Origin of the sequence: Halorhodospira abdelmalekii (assembly GCF_016583625.1) — a bacterium.
In the GTDB taxonomy this organism is placed as follows: domain Bacteria; phylum Pseudomonadota; class Gammaproteobacteria; order Nitrococcales; family Halorhodospiraceae; genus Halorhodospira; species Halorhodospira abdelmalekii.
Window position 1 is genome coordinate 1 of the sequence record NZ_NRRN01000048.1, and the last position, 20,274, is coordinate 20,274.

The 20,274-nt window shown below is 62.0% G+C and carries 16 protein-coding genes and 1 pseudogene; 3 read left to right on the forward strand and 14 right to left on the reverse strand.

All coding sequences use genetic code 11. The features are described 5' to 3' along the window. Window positions 1-540 precede the first annotated feature (540 nt). The 8 genes from CKO15_RS11005 to CKO15_RS11040 all read right to left on the reverse strand — a co-directional run bounded on the left by CKO15_RS11005 (window position 541) and on the right by CKO15_RS11040 (window position 11,286). Window positions 541-1,290, reverse strand: coding sequence for a hypothetical protein (locus tag CKO15_RS11005; protein WP_200196140.1), 750 nt, complete (start codon window positions 1,288-1,290; stop codon window positions 541-543). Next, window positions 1,290-2,285 (reverse strand): hypothetical protein, encoded by a 996-nt coding sequence (locus CKO15_RS11010; RefSeq protein ID WP_200196142.1) that lies wholly within the window; start codon window positions 2,283-2,285, stop codon window positions 1,290-1,292. The genes CKO15_RS11005 and CKO15_RS11010 overlap by 1 nt, the downstream gene beginning before the upstream one ends. A 371-nt stretch (window positions 2,286-2,656) precedes the next feature. Beyond that, entirely contained in the window at window positions 2,657-3,637 is a 981-nt protein-coding gene (locus CKO15_RS11015; RefSeq protein ID WP_200196144.1) for a polysaccharide pyruvyl transferase family protein, read from the reverse strand. Between the two features lie 86 nt (window positions 3,638-3,723). Continuing rightward, a complete protein-coding gene (locus CKO15_RS11020; protein WP_200196146.1) occupies window positions 3,724-4,713 on the reverse strand; it encodes a KpsF/GutQ family sugar-phosphate isomerase in 990 nt (329 codons plus the stop codon). A gap of 82 nt (window positions 4,714-4,795) precedes the next feature. Beyond that, the gene (gene kdsB, locus CKO15_RS14175) at window positions 4,796-6,073 is read right to left on the reverse strand and encodes a 3-deoxy-manno-octulosonate cytidylyltransferase (RefSeq protein WP_242464739.1); all 1,278 of its coding nucleotides are present in this window, start codon (window positions 6,071-6,073) and stop codon (window positions 4,796-4,798) included. 8 nt (window positions 6,074-6,081) lie between these two features. Beyond that, window positions 6,082-6,939 carry a 3-deoxy-8-phosphooctulonate synthase gene (gene kdsA, locus CKO15_RS11030; protein WP_200196148.1) on the reverse strand — a complete coding sequence of 286 codons (858 nt, stop codon included), beginning with the start codon at window positions 6,937-6,939 and terminating at the stop codon, window positions 6,082-6,084. A gap of 1,155 nt (window positions 6,940-8,094) precedes the next feature. Next, complete coding sequence (locus CKO15_RS11035; RefSeq protein WP_200196150.1) at window positions 8,095-9,288, reverse strand: hypothetical protein; 1,194 nt, start codon at window positions 9,286-9,288, stop codon at window positions 8,095-8,097. A 261-nt stretch (window positions 9,289-9,549) separates the two neighbouring features. After that, the gene (locus CKO15_RS11040; protein WP_200196168.1) at window positions 9,550-11,286 is read right to left on the reverse strand and encodes an ABC transporter ATP-binding protein; all 1,737 of its coding nucleotides are present in this window, start codon (window positions 11,284-11,286) and stop codon (window positions 9,550-9,552) included. Window positions 11,287-11,715: 429 nt separating this feature from the next. Between CKO15_RS11040 and CKO15_RS11045 the strand changes: the two genes are divergently transcribed. The 3 genes from CKO15_RS11045 to CKO15_RS11055 are packed head-to-tail and all read left to right on the forward strand — an operon-like array spanning window position 11,716 to window position 17,246. Further along, a complete protein-coding gene (locus tag CKO15_RS11045) occupies window positions 11,716-12,609 on the forward strand; it encodes a hypothetical protein (RefSeq protein WP_200196152.1) in 894 nt (297 codons plus the stop codon). Continuing rightward, window positions 12,602-14,950, forward strand: a complete 2,349-nt coding sequence (locus tag CKO15_RS11050; protein WP_200196154.1) for a hypothetical protein — start codon at window positions 12,602-12,604, stop codon at window positions 14,948-14,950. Before CKO15_RS11045 ends, CKO15_RS11050 begins: the two co-directional genes overlap by 8 nt. Continuing rightward, on the forward strand, window positions 14,940-17,246 hold the full coding sequence (locus tag CKO15_RS11055) for a site-specific integrase (protein ID WP_200196156.1): 2,307 nt from the start codon (window positions 14,940-14,942) through the stop codon (window positions 17,244-17,246). Before CKO15_RS11050 ends, CKO15_RS11055 begins: the two co-directional genes overlap by 11 nt. Window positions 17,247-17,438: 192 nt before the next feature. Here CKO15_RS11055 and CKO15_RS11060 read toward each other — a convergent pair whose 3' ends face one another. The 6 genes and pseudogenes from CKO15_RS11060 to mntA all read right to left on the reverse strand — a co-directional run. Further along, window positions 17,439-17,600: a hypothetical protein gene (locus CKO15_RS11060; RefSeq protein ID WP_200196158.1), complete on the reverse strand. Its 162-nt coding sequence runs from the start codon at window positions 17,598-17,600 to the stop codon at window positions 17,439-17,441. Window positions 17,601-17,673: 73 nt separating this feature from the next. Continuing rightward, entirely contained in the window at window positions 17,674-18,579 is a 906-nt protein-coding gene (locus CKO15_RS11065; RefSeq protein ID WP_200196160.1) for a DUF4351 domain-containing protein, read from the reverse strand. Between the two features lie 327 nt (window positions 18,580-18,906). Then, complete coding sequence (locus CKO15_RS11070; protein WP_200196162.1) at window positions 18,907-19,122, reverse strand: DUF4351 domain-containing protein; 216 nt, start codon at window positions 19,120-19,122, stop codon at window positions 18,907-18,909. Between the two features lie 17 nt (window positions 19,123-19,139). Next, window positions 19,140-19,268: pseudogene (locus CKO15_RS14180) on the reverse strand (Vi polysaccharide biosynthesis UDP-N-acetylglucosamine C-6 dehydrogenase TviB); the annotation flags it as partial. Between the two features lie 25 nt (window positions 19,269-19,293). After that, window positions 19,294-19,713 (reverse strand): type VII toxin-antitoxin system HepT family RNase toxin, encoded by a 420-nt coding sequence (gene hepT, locus CKO15_RS11075; protein ID WP_200196164.1) that lies wholly within the window; start codon window positions 19,711-19,713, stop codon window positions 19,294-19,296. Further along, window positions 19,701-20,274, reverse strand: a 574-nt coding sequence (mntA, locus tag CKO15_RS11080) for a type VII toxin-antitoxin system MntA family adenylyltransferase antitoxin (RefSeq protein ID WP_242464740.1), incomplete at its 5' end; no start/stop codon positions are given. The genes hepT and mntA, both read right to left, overlap by 13 nt.

Sequence of the window (20,274 nt, forward strand, 5' to 3'; positions counted from 1 at the left end):
GCTTGGAACGCTGGGATGAGGCCTTGGCGGTCATGTCTGAGCGTCCCCGGCGGCGACAACTGCAGCAGTTACCGCCACGATTGAACGAGCTGATCAGCTATTGTCGGGATCGTGGAATCAGTAACGTATGAGTGCCCGCCGGCTTATTTTGGCGCCTATGGCATTCCCGCGGGGGGTAACGCGATTGAAGTCTGAGCAGGAGTCGAAAGATTAGAGCGACTAATGTCAAAAGGGGTCATATATGATCGTCCCGAGTAGTGGTACCTTGGGACCGGTTGGAAGTTGTATCCTGCACGGAGACACAAAACGCAGGCATTGAGGCCCCAGATCTGCGCATTTGGGCCGTGGTTGCCGTGGGCAACGAATAGGTCGAGATATTCGCGTAAGCCGCCTCCCGCAAATGGCTTGTCGTCAGCTGTCCTACTGCAGTCACCATGAGATCAGGCTGGGCGCCTCCAATGATGCGTGATACCTGCGACTGGAGATTCTCTGATTACCCGCCCGAGCGTCGGATCCGGTTGTAGAGGACGGCTACTGGCGTTAGTGGCTAAGGTCAGCTGCCGCTTCTGCGACCTTGGAGGCGTTCTGCTTTATGTCAGCTCTGCCGTCGCATTCGACCACGTTAACGCCTCGGTCCCCCATAATTGTCGCCCCAAGCCTGCTTATCTCGATTGCCGTCTCCAAATGGTCGACAAAGCGCCTGCCGTCCCCTGGGCGTTGATTGATCCGTTTTCTAAGCAACTCCGCATCCGGTAGATCGACATGGACGACCAAGTCGGGGAGGGGGACGGTGTTGAAGTAAGTAGTACTGTACTGTTCAGGGTCGTCTTGGCCGATGCCAAAGCCTACGCCTCGCTGCAAAAGGGACTCGTCGTGGACCAGGACTGCCTCAGGAGGCGCTTGCTCCAAAAGAAGCGCTACGTCCGTGAGGTCTCTTATGAACCACTTCGTTCTTATCAAGCGATCCGAGCACGGTATTTCGCTGTACCTTTGCTGAGAGAGCGCGCTGTCGACAAAATGCTGCAACTCAAGACGCCGCTTCTCGGTAGCTGTCCACGCTGAGGCCGTAATCTTATCGTAGAGAAGTGCATGCGCTAGGCGGGTATTGAACGAGAGCGACGCAAGTATCGCATAGTGGAGAGGCGATGTTTGCCATGCCTCTTTTAGCAATATTTCTTTTTTTGCATCTTGAGCGTTTTCTAGGCGTTTTTTTTCGTCGTGTAAGAGTTTTGTAAAAATTGATGTTTTGCCTGCCCCCATTGGGGCGATGAATTCGACTCGTTTTGGCATTAGTTTCGACGTGGCGGCTGGCGAAGAGGTATTCGTTGTTTTAACTCGCTAATTGTTCTGGCTTGTTCTTGTTTTGCCCGGTGGCTGGGCGACGCCACTGACTGCAGCGCAGAGTCTATTTCGTCCGCAAGCAGGTTTTTCGGTTCTAGTTCGGAGGCGTCTCGGAGTCGTTTTGCCATACCAAGGTCAAAAAAGCCGTAATGATCCTTTTGAATGCCGTCTTCAGTGATCGCTGTCGGAACACCGTTTTGAAGCGCATCTAGGTGCATCATGCTGCTGCCAGCGATATGTAGGTCAATTCCTTCAAAAAACCGTTCTAGCGGGCCGCGGTTGACAGTCAGCGAGATGTGGCTGGATGCGTATGAGTAATCGTTGGGTCGTAGAGACGGATGCGGACGGATTCTTATCTTTTTGAGGTTGGGGAAGCGCAAGATGCACTGATCGACCGCGTCTTGTATCTCGTCCCGAGTGTCAAGTTGATTAATCGATAGCCCAATTGACTGCACGGTACGTGGGGGCGGTTTGGTCGGCGAATCTAAGTGGTATCGCGGAAAAGGTAAAAAATCTGGAGGGGTCAAAGAGGCTTGGCGACACCGCTTGAGGATTCGCTCCTTCTCAGTGTTGTTTCCGTATAAAACAATGTCGGTAATAGGAGGTGGCGGCGAATAATGTTTGGTTCCAATTAAAGCATGGGGTATGTAGATGGTTAGAATACCAAGCGAACGGGCGGCTGCAGCGAATGATCGTGGCGCGGCAGAATAGTCGTTTGATATAACGATGGCAGTCGGTTGTAACTTTTTGAGTACGGTGAGGTAAGAGTAATAGGAACCCAAAGCATGAGCATATTGATCGAAGCACCGAATCAAGCTCCAGCGGCTAAAGGAGTCTGGTGCGAAGATAAAGTCTTTAACCAGGGAGGGCGATCGTATGATTCCAGATAAGTTTCGTTTTGTCCCAAGCTTTTTTGCTTCCAGCTCTTTCTCCGTATGCGTCATTCGGTAATCCGATACGATAACGGATTCGTTCCGAAGGTGCTCGTGAACTGGTAGGAGCGCTCGCAGCTGGTTTTTAGTGCTAGCATATAAAAGCACGGAGTGACTTTGATTTGCAGCCGTGCGGGATCTGTTCTCTTTGGAGCCGATCTCTTTTGCGGCTCTGTAAATTAACGCTGCGATACCGTAAAACGGCCCTCGAATGAGCGCGTTTTTGGGGTGCGTGGTTCTGAGAACGCTTCTGCGCTTGTCGGATAAACGTGGTGTAAGGTCGAAGACAGAGAAATGGTTCATCGTGGGCAAATCAGGTTCTGTGCTGGCGCATTGGCTTAGGTTGGGGGTTCGGGGCAATATGGAGTCGCAAACAAAAGTAACTAAGAGGCGGAGGCTCTAAGCAACGCTGAGATATCATTTTTTAAATGCTTGCGGGCTGCGTCGGCAAAACCCAAATAATTATCTATTTGTTTTTCTTCTTCTTCTGTAAACGGCGGTGGTGTCTGGATGTCGGCGACATGTTCGGGGCGCAGAACTCGCGAGATATTAAGCCCGACGTCGTTTACCAGATGGCTAATTTTCGGGGTGTTCGATTCGATTGCTATGAACGGCGTTCGGGTCATTATTGCGTATGCCGCGGCGTGGAATCGGCCCGTTATGAGGCCCTCAGAATTATGCAAGGTACGCATGAAAGCATCGCTGTTGAGCAACTGCGTTGCGTATAGGTGAGTCGCTAGTTTGAGGGGGGCGCGCACAGCTACCGGTAGTTTCTTGGTCCACGGCAACTTTCCGGGCTGCATGGGCATGTAAATAGTTTGGGGGCGCGTCTGCGCGAAGCGCTTCAAAGTTCTGGTGACCGTTGGTAAAACACTATCGGTTACTAGCGTTTCGTACTGAGCGGTGTGCGGCCCTATGTCGCGTGGGCCGAGGAAGCTTAGATCGGGGTAATGGGTGGCCTCGAGGCCGTATGATTCAATGAGGGATTTGCTTGCAGCGTCGCGGCACGAGATATAATCAAAATTAAGCAGATCGTGATAGAAAGCAGGATCGTTATCGTGAATCGTAGAGTTGATTAGCGCTGTCGGGCATCCCCAGCGTGTTGTAGCAAGCGTTGGCAAAGAAGTAAGTTGCTGTACGCGGGGGCGATTATTACTATGATGTAAGGTCCCTTCCCCGTTTATAATCAGTAGGTCAAGGTTCGTTGGCAGGCTGCGTGTGTTGTTACGCCAATCTTTGGCGACAGGCCACCGCAAAATGACTTCTGCATCCAGCTCGGTCAAGAGGGTGAGAAGGTTCTGCATTACGCGGTAGCAGCCATAATGCCTTGTGGTGGTCGTATCATTAAATATCGCGACTTGCATAGAATCAACGTCGGACTTGGGAGCCGTAGATAATGGCAAGAGGCAGGCCTTGGAGTTGGTGTGAGATGGTGACGAGGTGTGCGTATTTAAATGATGCCATTTGTCATTAGAATGTGCATGTTGAAGGCGCCCACCAGGCGGTCCTTGTCGTCGGTGACCAGCAGGGCGTTGATGCGGTGGCGCTCCATGCGTTCGGCGGCCTCGGCGGCCAGCAGGCCCGGCGAAGCGGTCTGCGGGCCGGGGGTCATCACCGTCTCGATGGGGGTGTGGTGGATGTCGGCGCCGCGATCCAGGGTCCGGCGCAGGTCGCCGTCGGTGAAGATGCCGAGCACGCGCTGCTGATCATCGACGATGGCGGTCATGCCCAGCCCTTTGCGGCTGATCTCCAGCAGGGCGTCGCGCAGGGGGGTCCCGGGGGTGACACGGGGGATGCGCTCGCCGGTCTGCATGATGTCGTCGATGTGCAGCAGCAGCCGGCGTCCGAGCTTGCCGCCGGGGTGGGAGCGGGCGAAGTCCTCGGCGGTGAAGCCGCGCGCGTCGAGCAGGGCCACCGCCAGGGCGTCGCCCATGGCCAGGGTGGCCGTTGTGCTGGCGGTCGGCGCGAGTCCCAGGGGGCAGGCCTCCTGCTCGACGCCGACATCCAGGTGCACCGAGGCGGCCCGGGCCAGGGTCGAGTCGGCACGCCCGGTGAGGGCGATCAGCGGCACCCCGAGGCGTTTGATCAGCGGCAGGATGGCGGTCAGCTCATCGGTCTCGCCGGAATTGGACAGCGCGATGACCACGTCATCGGCGGTGACCATGCCCAGGTCGCCGTGGCTGGCCTCGCCGGGATGGACGAAGAACGCCGGCGTGCCGGTGCTTGCCAGGGTGGCGGCCATCTTCGAGCCGATGTGCCCGGACTTGCCCATCCCGGTGACGATCACCCGTCCACGGCAGGCGAGCATGTGCCGGCACGCTTCGCTGAAAGGCTGACCAATGCGCTCGCGGAGAGCAGCGATCGCATCTGCCTCCAGCTGTAAAACAAATCGTCCAGTTTCGCAAAAAGCTAGGTTGTCGTCCCTTAGTGAAGGAGTCATTAGTTGGAGAATGCCGTTTTTACAGCCGAAAGTTTGAAATACCGAGGGGGAAGCGTGTTTTTGAGAAGAGGGAACGTGCCTATTATTGGTTTGGGCGAGTCACCGCTCGTTGAAAACCCTCGGCGGTTTCAGCGACTTCTCGGTGGCCACGAGCAATGAGTATCGCGTCCACAAGTTCGCGGAAAGCGCCGTTACCACCACTATTATTTAGGACATCGGTTGCTCGGCGACGGAGGTACTCGGGCGCGTCGGCAACGGCGAAAGCCATGCCGCAGACGGCGAAGGCCGGCAGGTCGATGGAGTCGTCGCCGACGTAGACGGTCCGTTCGGCGTCGACCCCGGCGTCGGCCATGATCGCGCGGCAGGCCGCCGCCTTGTCGCTCACGCCAAAGTGCTGGAGGTGGATGCGGAGATCGGCGGCACGACGGCGCAGGGGCGGTGAGTCGCGCCCGGAGAGCAGCGCCACCTGGACCCCGGCATCCTGGAGCATGCGCATACCGAGGCCGTCTCGGGCGTGGAAGCGCTTCAGGCACTCGCCGTGGGCGTCGTAGTAGAGGCCACCATCGGTGAGCACACCATCGACGTCGGTGATCACTAGCTGCACCGTGGCCAGCGTGTTTTCCTCGGCCGGGTCCGGCAGGCCGGCGGCAATAATAGCCCTCACACGTTCTAGGCAGCGCGGCGTGTCCACACCGGGGGCTGTGGGTGCCACCTCGAAGGCGTGTAGCCGGAACCCGGCGTGCATCAGGCGCAGCTGCTCCAGCCCCTCGGCCTGTTCGATGGCCGCGTGCGGCAGACGGCTGTATTCGGCCAGTACCCCCTGACGGAAAGCATAGATTCCCACATGTTTGAGATAGTGCGCCGCGTTCGGATTGCGCGGATAGGGGATCGGCGAGCGGCTGAAGTAGAGCGCCTCGTGGTTGGCGCCGCGCACTACCTTTACGCAGTTGGGGTTGGTCGCCTCGCGGGCATCTATGGGATGGCAGAGCGTGCCGACCTGGGCCGTCGGATCGTCATGCATACCTTGTATGAGCTGGCTAATGTCTGCAGGACGAATTAGCGGCTCGTCGCCCTGCAGGTTGACGTACAGATCGGCCTCAATATCGGCCGTGACCTCAACTAGCCGATCGGTGCCGGAGGTGTGCTCGGGGTCGGTCATCACCACCTCGGCGCCGAAGTCAGCCGCCACCGCGTAAACGCGATCGTCGTCGGTGGCCACTATGACCCGCTCTGCTTCCGGGACCTGACGGGCGCGCTCGACAACGTGTTGTATGATGGGTCGACCGTGGAGATCGGCGAGCGGCTTGCCGGGCAGCCGACTGGAGGCGTAGCGGGCCGGGATGACGATGGCGGTGCGCATGGCCGGGGTCAGCCCTCGCGCACCGTGGCGTGGATCGCCTTGAGCTGGCACAGGAGCTTCGGCAGATCAGCGAACGGCACCATATTCGGCCCATCACACGGGGCTTCCTCGGGGCACGGATGGGCCTCAATGAAGAGCCCCGAGACGGCGCCCGTGGCCACCGCAGCCCGCGCCAAGTGCGGTACAAACTCGCGCTGGCCGTCGCTGCTGGTGCCCTGGGCCCCGGGAAGCTGGACCGAATGGGTCGCGTCGAAGATGACTGGTGCGCCGGTGGTCTCAGCCATGATCTGCAGGCCACGCATGTCCACCACCAGATTGCCGTAGCCGAAGGACGTGCCGCGTTCACACGCTAGGAAGTGGTCGTTTGGCATCTCTGCATTGCGCGCGGCCTGGCGAGCCTTGTCGATGACGTTGGCCATCTCCGACGGCGCAAGAAACTGTCCCTTCTTGATGTTTACGGGTTTGCCGGCACGCGCCACGGCGGCAATGAAGTCGGTCTGGCGGCAGAGGAAGGCGGGTGTCTGCAGCACGTCCACCACGGCGGCCACCGGCTCCACCTGACACGCCTCGTGGACGTCGGTCAGCACCGGGATGTCCAGGGTCTCCCGGATCTCGCCGAGGATGGCCAGCCCTTCGTCCAGTCCCACGCCCCGGAAGCTGTCGCCGGAGCTGCGGTTGGCCTTGTCGAATGAGGACTTGTAGATGAACGGCAGCCCCGCCTCGGCGAAGATCGCCTTCAGCTGTGCCGCCGTCTCCAGCGCGAATTCGCGCGACTCGATGGCGCACGGCCCACATATGGCAAATAGGGCGCCATCAGACAAAAGCGCTAAACGCTGCAGTGTGTTTTTGATTGAGCTATCATTCATTGCACAGCGTATGCCCAAGGCATAACAGGTTGTTTGAGGTGAGCGCGAATACGTCGCCCATTTGAAAAGGGAGAGTTTCCTGAATATCTAGCGATACCTTTCCGCACCGTATTTGTCAAAAAGTTTTTTCTTGATTGTGCCTCGATCCCAGAAGTGTCGCCGGAACATGTAGCGTGCCAGACGCTCTGAGATGATGCCCGTACGCACCTTAGGCCAAAGCTGAAGCGTGCACTCGTGCACATGTGGCATCGTGTTGTCAAACTGGGCTGGCACCGTAGTGATTCCCAGCGCATCGCAGACGGAAAGACGATGTAAACCTTGTGTCACCCGAAAGACGTAGTCACCATTTATTTTTAACAAAAGGTACCCTTTGATAGGGCTTCCTTTTTTGAGGCTAAAGCCATGCTCAGCTATTGATTCTGCGACAGTTGTAAATCTTTTTATTTCTTTGTTTTGTTTTTGTTCTGATACAGGCCCAAAGCTCTGATTTCCATGGTTGTCGTCATGACCGCTTATGTTAGGACAGGACTCGCGCCATGGTTTAAAACGCGCAAACGGCGAAGTTGATGTCAGAATTTCGTAAGAAGGCGAATTGCGGCAGAAATAAGCCTCGGCAAGGGAGTGTGGTTGAAAGAATTTGTACCATCTTTTTAATGTCGTTATTTTTCCGTCACTGAAGTATTCGAGAACCGCGTCGGTGAATGGGTTCCAGCCTTTTTTTCCAAATCCAATATAAAAATGTCCGACGCATTCTTCAATTGGTGCTAAGAATCGAACGTCGCGGCTATCCTCGAATAGAGCCTGCGCTGGCGTTGACCACCTGGGTGTAGTTTTTTGGTCAAGCGAATTGAAGATACGCCTTTTTTTCAGATTTTTTTTAGGGTCTTTAGCATTTGGTACCGTAAAGTGGTTAAGAGTCTTTTAAGAAAATTTGTCAAGTAGGGTAACTGGTCAACCCTACTTTATTCATTTTCCGGTAATATGCAGGTTTGGCCGGGGGGTCGGGGGCAAAAAAAAGTGCGGCATCGGTTTACTGCCTGCTCTGCACAAATGCAATCTAACACGTTGTGCGCCGCTGCGTTGTCTACAAGAATTAGCGCATTTCCTACAGAATTTCCCCTGTCTGTTTAAACAAAATGAACCGAGACGCGGAGGTTATTTTTTGGGGCCTCTTAGGAAAAGAGAACGGGAGAGTTGTGTCCCACCTTGGCCTAGTACTGTCTTAGCCCATCGTCGGACAAGGGCACGCCCATGAGCCGCGGAGAAAGTGAGTTTAGCCCTGTCTTGGCGGATTTCGCGTTCGAAACGTTTCTTTAAATCAGGACAGCGTTCAAGTGATCCAGTTCGTGCAGCTATCTGATAGGCTTCAATAAAGCTAAGTCGTTCGACCGGGTCTTGCAAGTTTATTTGTCTAATTTGCTCCCCACCAAAATTCTGGTTCACGAATATATTTGGAATTTCACACGACGTAACAAAAAGTAATAGCTTGGTTCGTAGGCATTTTTTACAAACCCCGCAGTTATTGGGTCGTATACTTTTGTCTTTACAAACGGATATTGAATTGAGGGCTGTTTCATCTTTCGTAAGGGCCGCTAACTTATCGCCACGCCTCATGTCCCCGTGGGTGTCGGAAACGGAAAAGGTGGTTCCGGAAAAAAACCTATTAGTGATATGGTTAAGCCCCCAGGGGAAAGCCAAAAAGTCTTGAGCTGACGTCAAGTCTGCGGCGAAAAAAGCGCTCCGAAAATGGCCCGATAGTAGGTGTGCATGGCCGGCCAAGGCCATGCCGTACGCATGATGCCCAGATGCGATCATTCTTGCATTGGTACGTAAAATAATCCGATGGTAGTTGAGCTTGTCCAGCAAGGTGGCCGTCTGGGCAACCAGAGCGTTGAAGGCTTCTTTTCGGTCAAAGTTATACTCCATGCCATGTACGGATAGGACAGCTCCGGGGACCGGCTGTGCACCCGCCTCCAAAAGCATATGCGTTGAATCGACACCGCCGGAAAAAAATGAAAAAGACTCGTTTGTTTTGGGTGGCGGTGGCGCGGCCGTCGCATCCGCGGTGACTGTTACACTGCGGAAACGCGACGGCTCCCACATCTCCCAAATCACAGAGACATCCATGGCGTTTTGTAAGGTCGCGGGGTCAACGGGGCCTGTAACATGGATATCCGCGCCAGTCTTCAGTGCATAAGGAAGGAAGTGCCAGACCGCGAAACTGAAATCGCTTAACTGTGGTAGCTTGAGTCCTTCAACCTCATAAAATATTTTGTGGTCTTTGTTCGATACAAGTTCTACCTGGTTTCCGTTCTGGCTGACGGTAAGGAACAAGCAGGATTCACTCATTGAGTAACGGTCTCCGTCGGTCCGTTGTCGGATAGTGGCACTTTCGCAATCATCAAGACCGGCACCTGCTAGCAGAGGGTGATGGCTATCGCCTCGAACAACTGCGAGAACCCGTTGCCCGGTCGCGCCAGCTGAGGGCGCCCTGCCGTGCGTGCTCCTCCCGCAGTGTTGGCACTGGAGGCGAGGGTTGACAAAGCGAAGGGTGCTTTTGGAAGAGGGAGTCGTCGATGATGGGGAATTGGTTGATTCCGATTAAGGAGATTACTCCACCCCGGCGGCCATGGCACGGAAGCGGTCGCTTTGCCCTTGCAGCTCTTCGAACTCGCCGGCAGCCGTAATTTGCCCCTTCTCCAGCAGCACAACCTGATCGCAGTTGCGTACGGTGCTCAGCCGGTGGGCGATGAGGATGATCGTCTTCTGGTGGTGGAGGGCGTCGATCGCTTCCATAACAGCCTTTTCGGTGACGTTATCCAGGGCGCTGGTGGCCTCGTCGAAGACCAGGACGATGGGGTCGTGGTAGAGGGCGCGGGCGATGCCGATGCGCTGGCGCTGGCCTCCGGACAGGCGCACGCCGCGCTCGCCGACGATGGTCTCGTACTGCTGCGGCATCTCGTGGACGACGAAGTCGTGGAGCTGGGCCATGCGCGCGCAGCGCTCGACCTGCTCGTGATCGATGCGCTCCGGCGGCACGCCCAGGGCGATGTTCTCGGCCACCGAGGCGTCGGTGAGGAAGATCTCCTGCGGCACGTACCCGAGTGCCTGCTGCCAGGCGCGCAGGTTGGTGTCCGTCACCGGCTCGCCGTCTACGGTGATGGCCCCTTCGGTGGGGCGCAGCAGCCCGAGGATCACGTCCACCAGCGTCGTCTTGCCGGCGCCGGTGCTGCCCACCAGCCCCACCGAGCTGCCCACCGGGATCTGCAGGTCAATCCCCTGCAGTGCCGGGGCCGGGGCGTTGGGGTAGGTGTAGTGGACGTTGTCCAGCGCCACGGCTTGCTGGGGGACCAGCGGCGCCGGCGGCTGCTTGCGGATCTCGGCCAGCGCCTGGCGGCGGTGCAGGTCGTCGTAGATGCTATCTACTGCGCCGCCGCCGAAGCGCAGTTTGGCCACCCCCTGGTAGACGTGCTGTGCGGCCGGCAGCATCCGGTAGCCGGCGAAGGCGTAGAGCCCGAGCACCGGCAGAACTTCGCCGAGCCCGCCGCCGGTCGCCCCGCCGTGGGTGGCCATGAGCACCAGGGTCAGGGCGATGATGCCGCCAAAGGCCACCGCCTCGATGAGGAACTTCGGGACCTGGGAGAGCGTCTGGCTGGTGGCCTGGTGTTTGGCGAAGCGTGTCGACGGCCCGCGAAAGCGCGAGAGGTAGGCGTGCTCGCGGCCGAGGAGCTTGATGTCCTTGATCCCGCCGAGTCCCTCGCCGGCAGCCTGGAAGCGTTCCTTGTTGGCGCGCACGCGGTCACGTCCGATCCGGTCCAGAAAGCCGCGTATGGTGAGGTAGATCAGGGCGTACATACCGCCGAGTACGGCGGCGACCCCGGCGGCCAGGACGGGATCGATCACCACCAGCAGGACAACGATGGCGATGAGCACGACCCCGTAGGCAATCGCATCCAGGCCAGGCTTGATCGCCTGCTGCACGACTTGGCCAGCCTCCGTGAGAATGCTCTTGCTCATGTCGCCGCTGTGGCGATTCAGGAAGTAAGCGTAGGGCTGGCGCAGGTAGGTCTCCAGCAGCCGCTCGCTGAGGCTGTGCATCCGCATCATGGCCCAGCGGTTCATGGCGTAGATCGTCACGGCGCGGAACGCGGCCGAGAAGAGGATCAGCGCGAAGGCGCCGGCGCCGAGGGCCATGAGGAAGGTGTCCACCGACTCGAAGCCGAGGCCGACGTAGAGCTGGTTGAGGACCGGGTTGGTCTCGACCACCTCCGGGTTGCCCAGGACGCTCAAAAACGGCATCACCGAGGCGACGCCGGCGGTCTCGAGCAGGGCCATGACGACGACCATCCCGAGCACCAGGGCGCCGCGGCGTTTCTCCTGGCGGCTGAGCAGGCTGAGGAGTTTCTTGAGCAAGGGGGCTCCTGAACGGCTTTATGATGAATAACAGGGGCGGGCGTTTGGGCACGCTACCGCCGGGACGGTGACGCCTGGGCAGGCCCGTCTTGCCGGGGTGTTCAGTCTGTGAACGGCAATTCCACCACACGCGGTGGGGCGGGGCAACCCCCAAGGCGCTCGCCCGCGCCCGCCCCAGGGCTCATGCACCAATGCCCCTCAATTCAGGGTGATTGGTGACATACCCGGCTCCGAACCAACTCGAGAATCCCCGTGATCCTCAGCGCAAGAGCGGGCTCGCGCCAGTGATCCGCTCGGCGCGAGGAGACGAGGCGGGTGCGAGCCCCGCCTCCGAAACGGGTGATTGGTTCGGAGGTAACTGCAATGAGTCAACTGGGTGAGATCATCCTCTACGAGTCGGTGCGGATTCCCGCTCAAGAGGTGTTGGTTGAGGCGCCGAAGGTTTTGCCGCCCGAGCGCATCGACCCGGTGCGCGGAGCGCCGCGGGCTGACGGGCTTCACTTGCCGGCTACCCCGCCAATCCTGTTCGATACCGACGAGCGACGAGACCTTCTCAATCCGCTCGTCGTGGCGCAGGAAGCTGGAGTTGTGCATCCAAAGTCCCGCTTCAGAGCGCTTGCGATCCGCAAGGGCGATCTGGAGGCGCCGGAACTGGAGGCGCTACTGCGTTTTTTCTGCGGATCTGTGCAGCCGGCACTGCTGACATCGCGCGTCAGCTGGCGGGAGGCGATCGACTGGCTGCGCTCGGATGCGCACCTGCGCTCGGTGATCCGTCGGAAGATCTTCGATCTGTCCGGGGATGGTCAGCTGACGGCCAAGCAGGAGCAATTGATTCTCCGGCACACAGTCAGTCGCTCGTCGCTGGAGAAGTACCGCAGTCCTCGAAGCAGCGTCAACACCGTGCAAGCCGCGCGGGAGCCTGCACGAAGCGAACCGACCATGGATGAAGGGTCGGCAGACAGCACGGTCCCTCAGGTGCTCAGCAGCAGCCAGGTGGACGCGTCGACCTGGCAGGCTGCACTGACGCGGTGGGATGCATTAGCGTTGTGCGAGCAATACGGGTTGCCGACCCTTCAAGAAGTTGTGGACGCGCTGGCGTCTGCCCAGGATGCAGCCGGTGAATGCGTGGCACCGAAGATCGTGCGCACTATGGCTGATCCGCAGTATCCCTGGGATGACGGGCAAAAAGTGGAGAGGCTTGCCGAGCGGGTGCGCCAGCGTCTCGCGGAACACGCATCGGGGATGGAGCATGGTTGACGGCGAACGCACGCTGCTTCCTGATGCCGTATGCGCGCAGTGGCGGGAGCGCTTGCGTGACCTGGGTGATATCCGGCTGCGGGATGCGATCATGGCCGTGGTGGCGACGCACCTGCCGCCGGTCTCCCAGGCAGCGCTGCGCGATAGCCTGCCGCTCTTCGCGCGGGACTACGGCCCACCCGCCGGCTTCCCCCTTGAGCAGCTGCGCAGCCACGTGGGGGCCCTCGGCCTGCCGGGGGGCTATCCCCAGCGCTACCGGACGCCGTATCCGCTACACGCGGCCATCACCCGCGTCTTCCCGAGTGAGCCGCCAGCGCGGCGGGTGCTGGTGGACTGGTTCCGCACCAGCCCCGGCGACAACGCTCAGATCTACTATCGCCAACTGCTCGCGGTGCGCCGCTGCCTGCAGTTGTGTCAGCCGGCGCTCGCCGACGTGGCCCCGAAGGAGGGGGCGCGGGTCTGTTGGCAGGCGCTGAATGCCATGACGCTTGATGCGAAGCAGCAGGACGATGCCCGGCTGTTTTTCGAGCTCCTGCAGGCCCAGCGGCAGGTCGGGGTCAACCAGGTGTATCAGCCCACGGGCAAACGCCCGCGCGGGCCCGATCCGGAGCTCCTGCGTGCGCCGTTGCTCGAGCGCGCCGACCGGCAGCGCGGCGCTCCGCCGTCCGGGGGCCGGACGGCGGGGCAAGACACGCCCGGGGAAGGGGATTCGGCGCAGCGCACCTTGGCGTCGGCACGCTACCGTCCGCGCCGCGATGCCCGCACCCGTCGCCAGGCCGAGCCGGCCGACCCGGATCACCCGCAAACGTGGGAGCGCGAGCAGCCCTCCGCCCTGACCGAGACCGACGATCGCTTCGCGCAGCGCCACGGCCCGCGCCTGGCCGCCACGTCCGTGTTGAACACCCCGACGGATCTCCACCGGCTACCGACCGGGCGCGTGGTCCAGGCCCTGTTGGTTCTGGCCAAGGATCCGCTGGACTGGGCGTACGCCTGGCTGCTGTTGACCACCGCTTTGCCGCCGCAGCGCTTAGCCACACTGCAGCGGGCGGGCAGCGCCCCGGAGGGTCAGACGCCGCATGAAAGCGCCGGGCTTTTGATCTATCGGCTGCTCGATGGGCCGGTGGCGGTCGGGACCGGGGCCAACTGCCAGGTGACGTTGCGCCTGCCAGCGGGCATTGCGCAGGCCTTGGCCGATGCGCCGCACCAAGCACCGTTTACGGGCCAACCGGGTCGCATCAACCGCCGCCTGCGCCGTGCCCTCGACGGTACGCCGGGGCTGCTGCCCACGGCAGACCGCCTGCGCGCCAGCGCCGAGCTGCGGATCGAGGCCCACGCCCGTGATGCGGTCGCCGCACGGGCGTTGACGGGGCGCTTCGGGCTGGCGCAAAACGCCCCCGCCGCCTACCGCCGGTTCGTATCCGGCGAGCTGCAGGGGTTGTTCGAGGCGGTGACCGACGAATGGGCGCAGGCCGTGGACCAGCGGGCCGCTGACGACCCCGATCTTGCGCAACGGCTGGCGGCGCTTCGTTTTGAGTCGGAGCCGTCCGAGGCGATGGAGCCGGTACCGACCGGGTCGGGGCGGGCGGTCCCGCCGGCCGCCTACGAGCCGTGGCTGCGGCGTCTGCGCCGGGGTGCCGATGGCATCGGGGCGCACCTGCTCCAGCTCCCCCCGAATGATCCGCGCTGCGCGGAGAAGTTGCTGCAGGTCGTTCGTCTGCACGCGGCCTACACGAGCCTGCTCTGGCTGCTGGCCACCGGGGCTCGCCCGATCGGGCCGCGCACCGAGTGGGTCGTCGCCGAGCGCGGTGTGCTCGCCGCAGCGCACCCGGCCGCGTACCTGGCGGACAAATCGAGCGGGGTGTACCGCGAGCGGCGCGTGATCCCGGTCTGCCGTCCGCTGGAGCAGCAGCTGCAGGTCCATGAGCGTGTACGCACGATGGTGGTACAGCTCCTTGAGCGCCGCGGTTTCACGGTGACCGATCAACGCCCCACGGCGCAGCAGGCGCTGCCCGCGGAACTGGTCCGTCTTCGCCGCGATACGCTTGAGTGCCGGCTCTTCACCCAGCCGCGCCTGGAGGCCGCGCTGCGCGAGGCGGGTCTGGAACCGGATCGGCAGGCGCGCAATGCCCCGCGGCACACGGTGGCAACGGTGCTGCGTGAGCGTTTGGCCCAACGGCAGGTCGATGCCGTGCTCGGCCACGCCCGCGCGGGTCTGGGGGTCTGGGCGCCGGGCAGTACCGAGGGTTTCGACGCCGCGGCGGTGTACCGGGCCTTCACGGAGCTGCTGGATGCCGCGGGTGCGACGGTCCATGAGCCCCGAGGGGTTGCCGATGTCCTTTGATCGGACGACGTTGATCGAAACCCTGCAGCCGGAGCGCCGCGCGCTGGGCCTCGAGGATGCGGCGCATTGGGAGCGGGTCGTCGATGCCCTCGCGGCGGCGCTCGATGAGCAGGGGCGCCTGGATGCGCCGGGGCTCAGGGCGCTGGAGCAGGCGACCTTCGATCCGCAGCGCCGATCCCGGCGCCGGCATCGGGCCTGGTTGCGGCGGCTTTTGCAGCGGCTCAATCAGACGGGCCGGATCGAGGCGGTCCTGCCGGTCACCCCGATCCTCGAGCCCCGGCCCTCGACGCTGGCGGTCAGCCCGGAGCAGCTGCGTTGTCAGATGACCGCCGCCGCGCTGGATGCCTACCTGGATCCCTGGCTGCGCGCGCGCAGCGGTGCCGATTCAGCAGACCGACTCTTCGCCCTGGCCGTGCGTTTGGCGACGCGGGCGGGCATGGGCGAACGCGTGGTCGTCGGCACGCTCGCGCGCCTGCGCTGGGCCGATGTCGATCAGGACGGGACGCTGGCGCTACCCATCGAGCCGACGGATTTCAGCGGTGCGGTGCACCCTGTCCGCCCGCCGAAGGCGTGCCGCAAGCACCTGCCCCCGCGTCCGCGGGCGGCGGGCGATCGGCTGGTGGCCGCCCCGGTGCTCGAGAGCGCAAAGCCGCCTGACGACGCTGCAACGGTCCGCGCTTATGAGCGCATGCTTCGGCGGTGGCTGCGCGATGCGTTCGCCGCCTTTGCCGCGGATTTCGAGCGTGAGCGCCTTGTCCCCGGCGCCACCGTCCGTGGGTGGCAGCGCTTCGCGCACGCCGGGCGGCTGTTGCCGCTGGCCTACGGCGTGCCGGCGGCCTGGGTGGAGCTGCTCGCGGCGTTCCCGTTGCCGGCGGCGGCGCGCACGGGTACCGGTGCCCGTCTCGACTGGTCCGTGCAGACCGCGCAGCGTCGGCCTGGGGATCGGCTCCTGCGCCCGGCAGCACACCACGGTCCAGGGCCGGGCGAGGGGGCGGTGGAGCGCCCGCAACCGGGCCCCATCGGCGACGATCCGATGCCCCGGCCGGAGGATTGGCCGCGTCGTGCGCGCAATCTCCTAGATGCCTTCATCGCCCGGATGCGCGCGCTGCAGACGGCGCGCGGGACCCTGCCCGCCCGCGCACGGGATGAGGCGTTGGCCGCGTGCAAGGCGCTGCTCGAACGCGCCGATGCGCTCGGCTACCCGGCGAGCATCGTGCAGCTGGCGCTCGCCTGGGGTGCCGACAAGCTGCTCCGCGATGGGGTCAAGGTCCAGACCCTCGCCGATTACTACAGCCGGATCGCCTCGCCGGAGTTGCTGGGCATGGAGGAGGTGCTGGATCTGCGCGACTGGGACGATGAGACCATCGAGGAGGTCACCGGGTGCGTGGTCGCGGCGCGGCGCTGGAGTCCTCGCAGCGCCGAGCACTTTCGCACCACCTGGTTCGAGCTGCTGCGCTACGGCCAGCAGGCCGGCGGGTGGCTGGCCGAGGCCGAGTTCGCGCTGAGCACACCGCGCGAGGGTGCGGCGCACGCCCCGGCGCGGACGGCGATCGTCACCCCCGCCGAGTTCGAGTACGCCCACGGCGTCCTGGTAAGCCGCGAGCACGATGCGCGTTACGCGCAATGGGCCGCCGCGCTGACGCTCGGCTTCTACGCCGGTGTGCGTGCCTCGGAGGTCTGCGCGCTGACCCTCGGCGATCTCTTTGTCGACGCCACCGAGTGCTGGGTGGAAATTCGATCCGGCAAGACGCCGGCGGCACGGCGGCGGATACCGCTCCACGCCCTGGCGCCGCCGGGGCCGATGGCGCAGATCAAGGGCTGGGCGCAGCGTCGGCGTCAGCAGTTCCCTCAGGAGCGAGCGCAGGACGTTGCGCTATTTGGGCCGGAGGGCAATGCGCGCGGGTACCGCCACCATGGTCTGATCGCCCCACTGCTCGAGGTCCTGCGCCCGATCCTGGGCGAGGGGGTGGACTTCCATTTGCTTCGCCACAGCATGGTCACCTGGCTGCTGCTGCGCTGGCACGCGGCGCAGTACCGGGATTTTCGCGATCAGCTGCTCGAGCGCGATGCCTGGATGTTTTCCGATACCGCCCTGGAGCGGCTGCCGGCGTTGCGCCAGCCTGAGGCGCTGGCGAGCACCGAAGGGCTCGGCGGCGAGGCGTGGCTCGCCCTGGCCAAGCTGGTTGGCCACCGCGACCCGGGTACCCTGCTGCTCTACTACGGACACAGCCTCGGCCCGATCCACTCGGATGTCCTCGCCCGCGCCTGGGGCGGGCGCCCCGGCAGTCGCTCATAGCCGCGGGGCTTGCGTGCTTGGCCGGTTGCCCGGCATCGTGAAGTGCGGAAGATTGCAAGCGGAGCTTGCAATCTTCCGCTCCGGGGGATGTGCGCTTTAACCCGGGGCGGCTTCCGATCGACTCTTGCAGGATTCCGCAGGTGAGACGAAATCTGCAATCGAAGAGGCGATTGCTGCAAACCCGTGATCTTCCTAGGTTGTTGATTTAGAAGGCATATTGCAAAATTCCGCGAATATTCCCCGTCCTGCTGCGCGCATGCGGTCCCCCAACTCGGCATCGATGATGCCTTCGGCACACAGAAGGTCGAACGCTTCACCCATGGTCTGCGGCGCGGATTGATCGGTGTCGGACATGCGGCCATATCGACAGGTAGGGCGAGGGGGCAACCGCCGGTCACCGAGTGCGTTCAGCGCGATGGGTCGAGCCTCAGCTCTGGCTGTCCAAGACCTCATCGGCGCTGTCGGCCTGGAAGACACGGTCGGACCACGCCCACAGGGTCTGCTCGTCGGCGGAGCGGATTCGTCCGAGTTGCTGATCGTTCAGCGGGCCGAACCGCCTTTCCAGCATTCGTGCGAGCATCTTGGCCTCGCCTTCCAATCGACCCTCTTGCCGACCCTCCTGCCTTGAGCGGCTTACGATGCCGGTCATGATGGCTTCCTCCACGGGATAGCGCTGCCTGAACAGTTCCTGTTCATTTTCATCGAGCTGCGCGTAGTTGTCGACGAAATCCGCATACTTGAGCCGTCTGTTCGGGTCCGGCTCCAGGGTCTCGAGCCCCTGGAGTGCGCTGGCGCGGGCTTCGAGCTTCTCGTCGGTGCCTTCCCAGTGCATCAGCGGCAGGCACAGGCGGGCGACGATGTTGCTGCTGTCTACATGTTGCCGGTACGACTCGGCTCCGGCCTGCCAGTACAGGTACTGGAAGCTCAGGTACGTGTGCTGATCCCCGGCAAGCTCAAGCCGTGTGGGCACCGGGCGTGCGGAGAGGAAGATGACCACCGGCACGATCCGTGTTGTGCCGAGCATCTGCGAGAGGTCGGTGCAGTAATGGATCAGCCGGTGGATGTCGAAGCGTTCGGCCCGGGTCTCCTCCTCGAAGGCGAAGGCTAGTACCTCGCGCTCGCCGTTCGACCATTCGATGTGCAGTGGGGTGTCGAGGGCCCGGTAGTGGTGACGCAGCCGCTCCTTGAGCTGTTCCTGACGGATGGGGAGCACGCGTGCTGAGTGATCGACACGCGCTGCCTCCTGGCTGGCGAAAAAGGCGATCGCCTCACGGGGGTAGTCGACGATCAGGTTCTTGAAGTCCTGGTCGTAGTCGGGGGTCTGCGGGCTCATCGGGTGTTTCTGCCATACATCACAGGATCACCGGGTCCATGCGTCGCGGCGCTGACCCGGCAGCCGTGTACCGCAGACATGCAGGCCTGGTTGGAAGCCCAGGAGTCCGCGGGGGATCAGATTCCCCGTAAGGTCAGTGATCTCCATGGGCTTCGGCTGGCTCGTGCAGAGGGGCTGGGCGTTCGGGCACGCTACCGCCGGGACGGTGCCGCCTGAAGAAGGCCCGCCCGGCGAGGAGTGTTCAAGTTGTGAGCCTTTATGGAACCACAGGCGGGGCGAAGGAGCAACCGCCGGTCACCGAGTGCGTTCAGCGCGATGGGTCGAGCCTCAGCTCTGGCTGTCCAAGACCTTATCGGCGCTGTCGGCCTGGAAGACACGGTCGGACCAAGCCCACAGGGTCTGCTCGTCGGCAGAGCGGATTCGTCCGAGTTGCTGATCGTTCAGCGGGCCGAACCGCCTTTCCAGCATTCGTGCGAGCATCTTGGCCTCGCCTTCTAGTCGACCCTCCTGCCTTGAGCGGCTTACGACACTCTGTACGGGCATGTCTTCATCCTCGTGGTTCGGTACAGCGCGTCGACGCGCTCGGCGACGGCCGGGGTCGAGCCGCTGGTGACTTTGACGATGTCGGTGACGCGGTGGGTCTTGTCGCCGGGGTTGATGCGCTCGGGGCTGTAGCCGACGAAGAAGCCTTTGGCCTCGTCGTTCGCAAACCAGTCACGATTGATCCAGCAATGCCGCCATGCTGCGCGCGAACGCCCGGAAATCCGTCAAGCCCTCATGGGTGATGTGGTGGACAATATCCCAGTCGATCGCCTGGTAGCTGTGCACGGCGACGTTGCGAAAGCCAACCGCTGCTCGCATGCGGTCCCGCACCTCGGCGTCGATGATGCCCTCGGCACACAGCAGGTCGAACGCTTCGCCCATGGTCTGTGGCGCAGGCTGACAGGTGTCGGACAGAACATGCGCTGCCATATCAACGCACAGCTGCACGGCCCGGGTGAGATTTACGCTGAGAATGTCCTGCCGGTCTATATCCTCGCGGAGTGCACTCACAGACGCCGTCCTGCGCTCTTCTATGCGCCGAACGCAGCGATGAAGCGCTTCGAGCTTTTCTGCTAGGATCACCCGATCCATGCGTCACGGCGCTCTTTGAGAATACGTTGACGGTAAGGCAGGAAATCCTCGGTATCGACTAGCAGCCGGGTGATAAGGCCGTCGTGGGCGCGGCGATCTCGACAGAGTAGGGTGACTCCGTGACGCAGCACTTCCCGGAGCACAGGAACGCCGGCGCTGCGGAGGTCGATCAAGTCTACGGGGCGCCCAGTGCGTTGGCCGAGGTCGTGGATCAATGCGCGACGCTTGTCGGCAGACAGGGGGCCAGCGCATAGCACGCCAACGTCGAGGTCACTGTCGGGGGTGGCGGTCCCGTTGACCATGGACCCGAATGCAATTCCCACGAGAATATCCTCGTCTTCAGCAAGCCGCTGGCTGACCGGGTGTAACTCCGGATGCTGTTGTGTCTGCTCCATTCTTTTGCCGTTCCTAAAACCATAGAAAAGTATTCCTATGGACGTAAGCCGAACAGTGCTGCTTACGATTAGCGGGTTGGAATCGCGCCAACCGCCGGCGAATGGATCGCCGCTCGCGCCGTGCCCGGAGGGGTCGGTGGCGAGCGGGATCGGTCGATTGACCGAC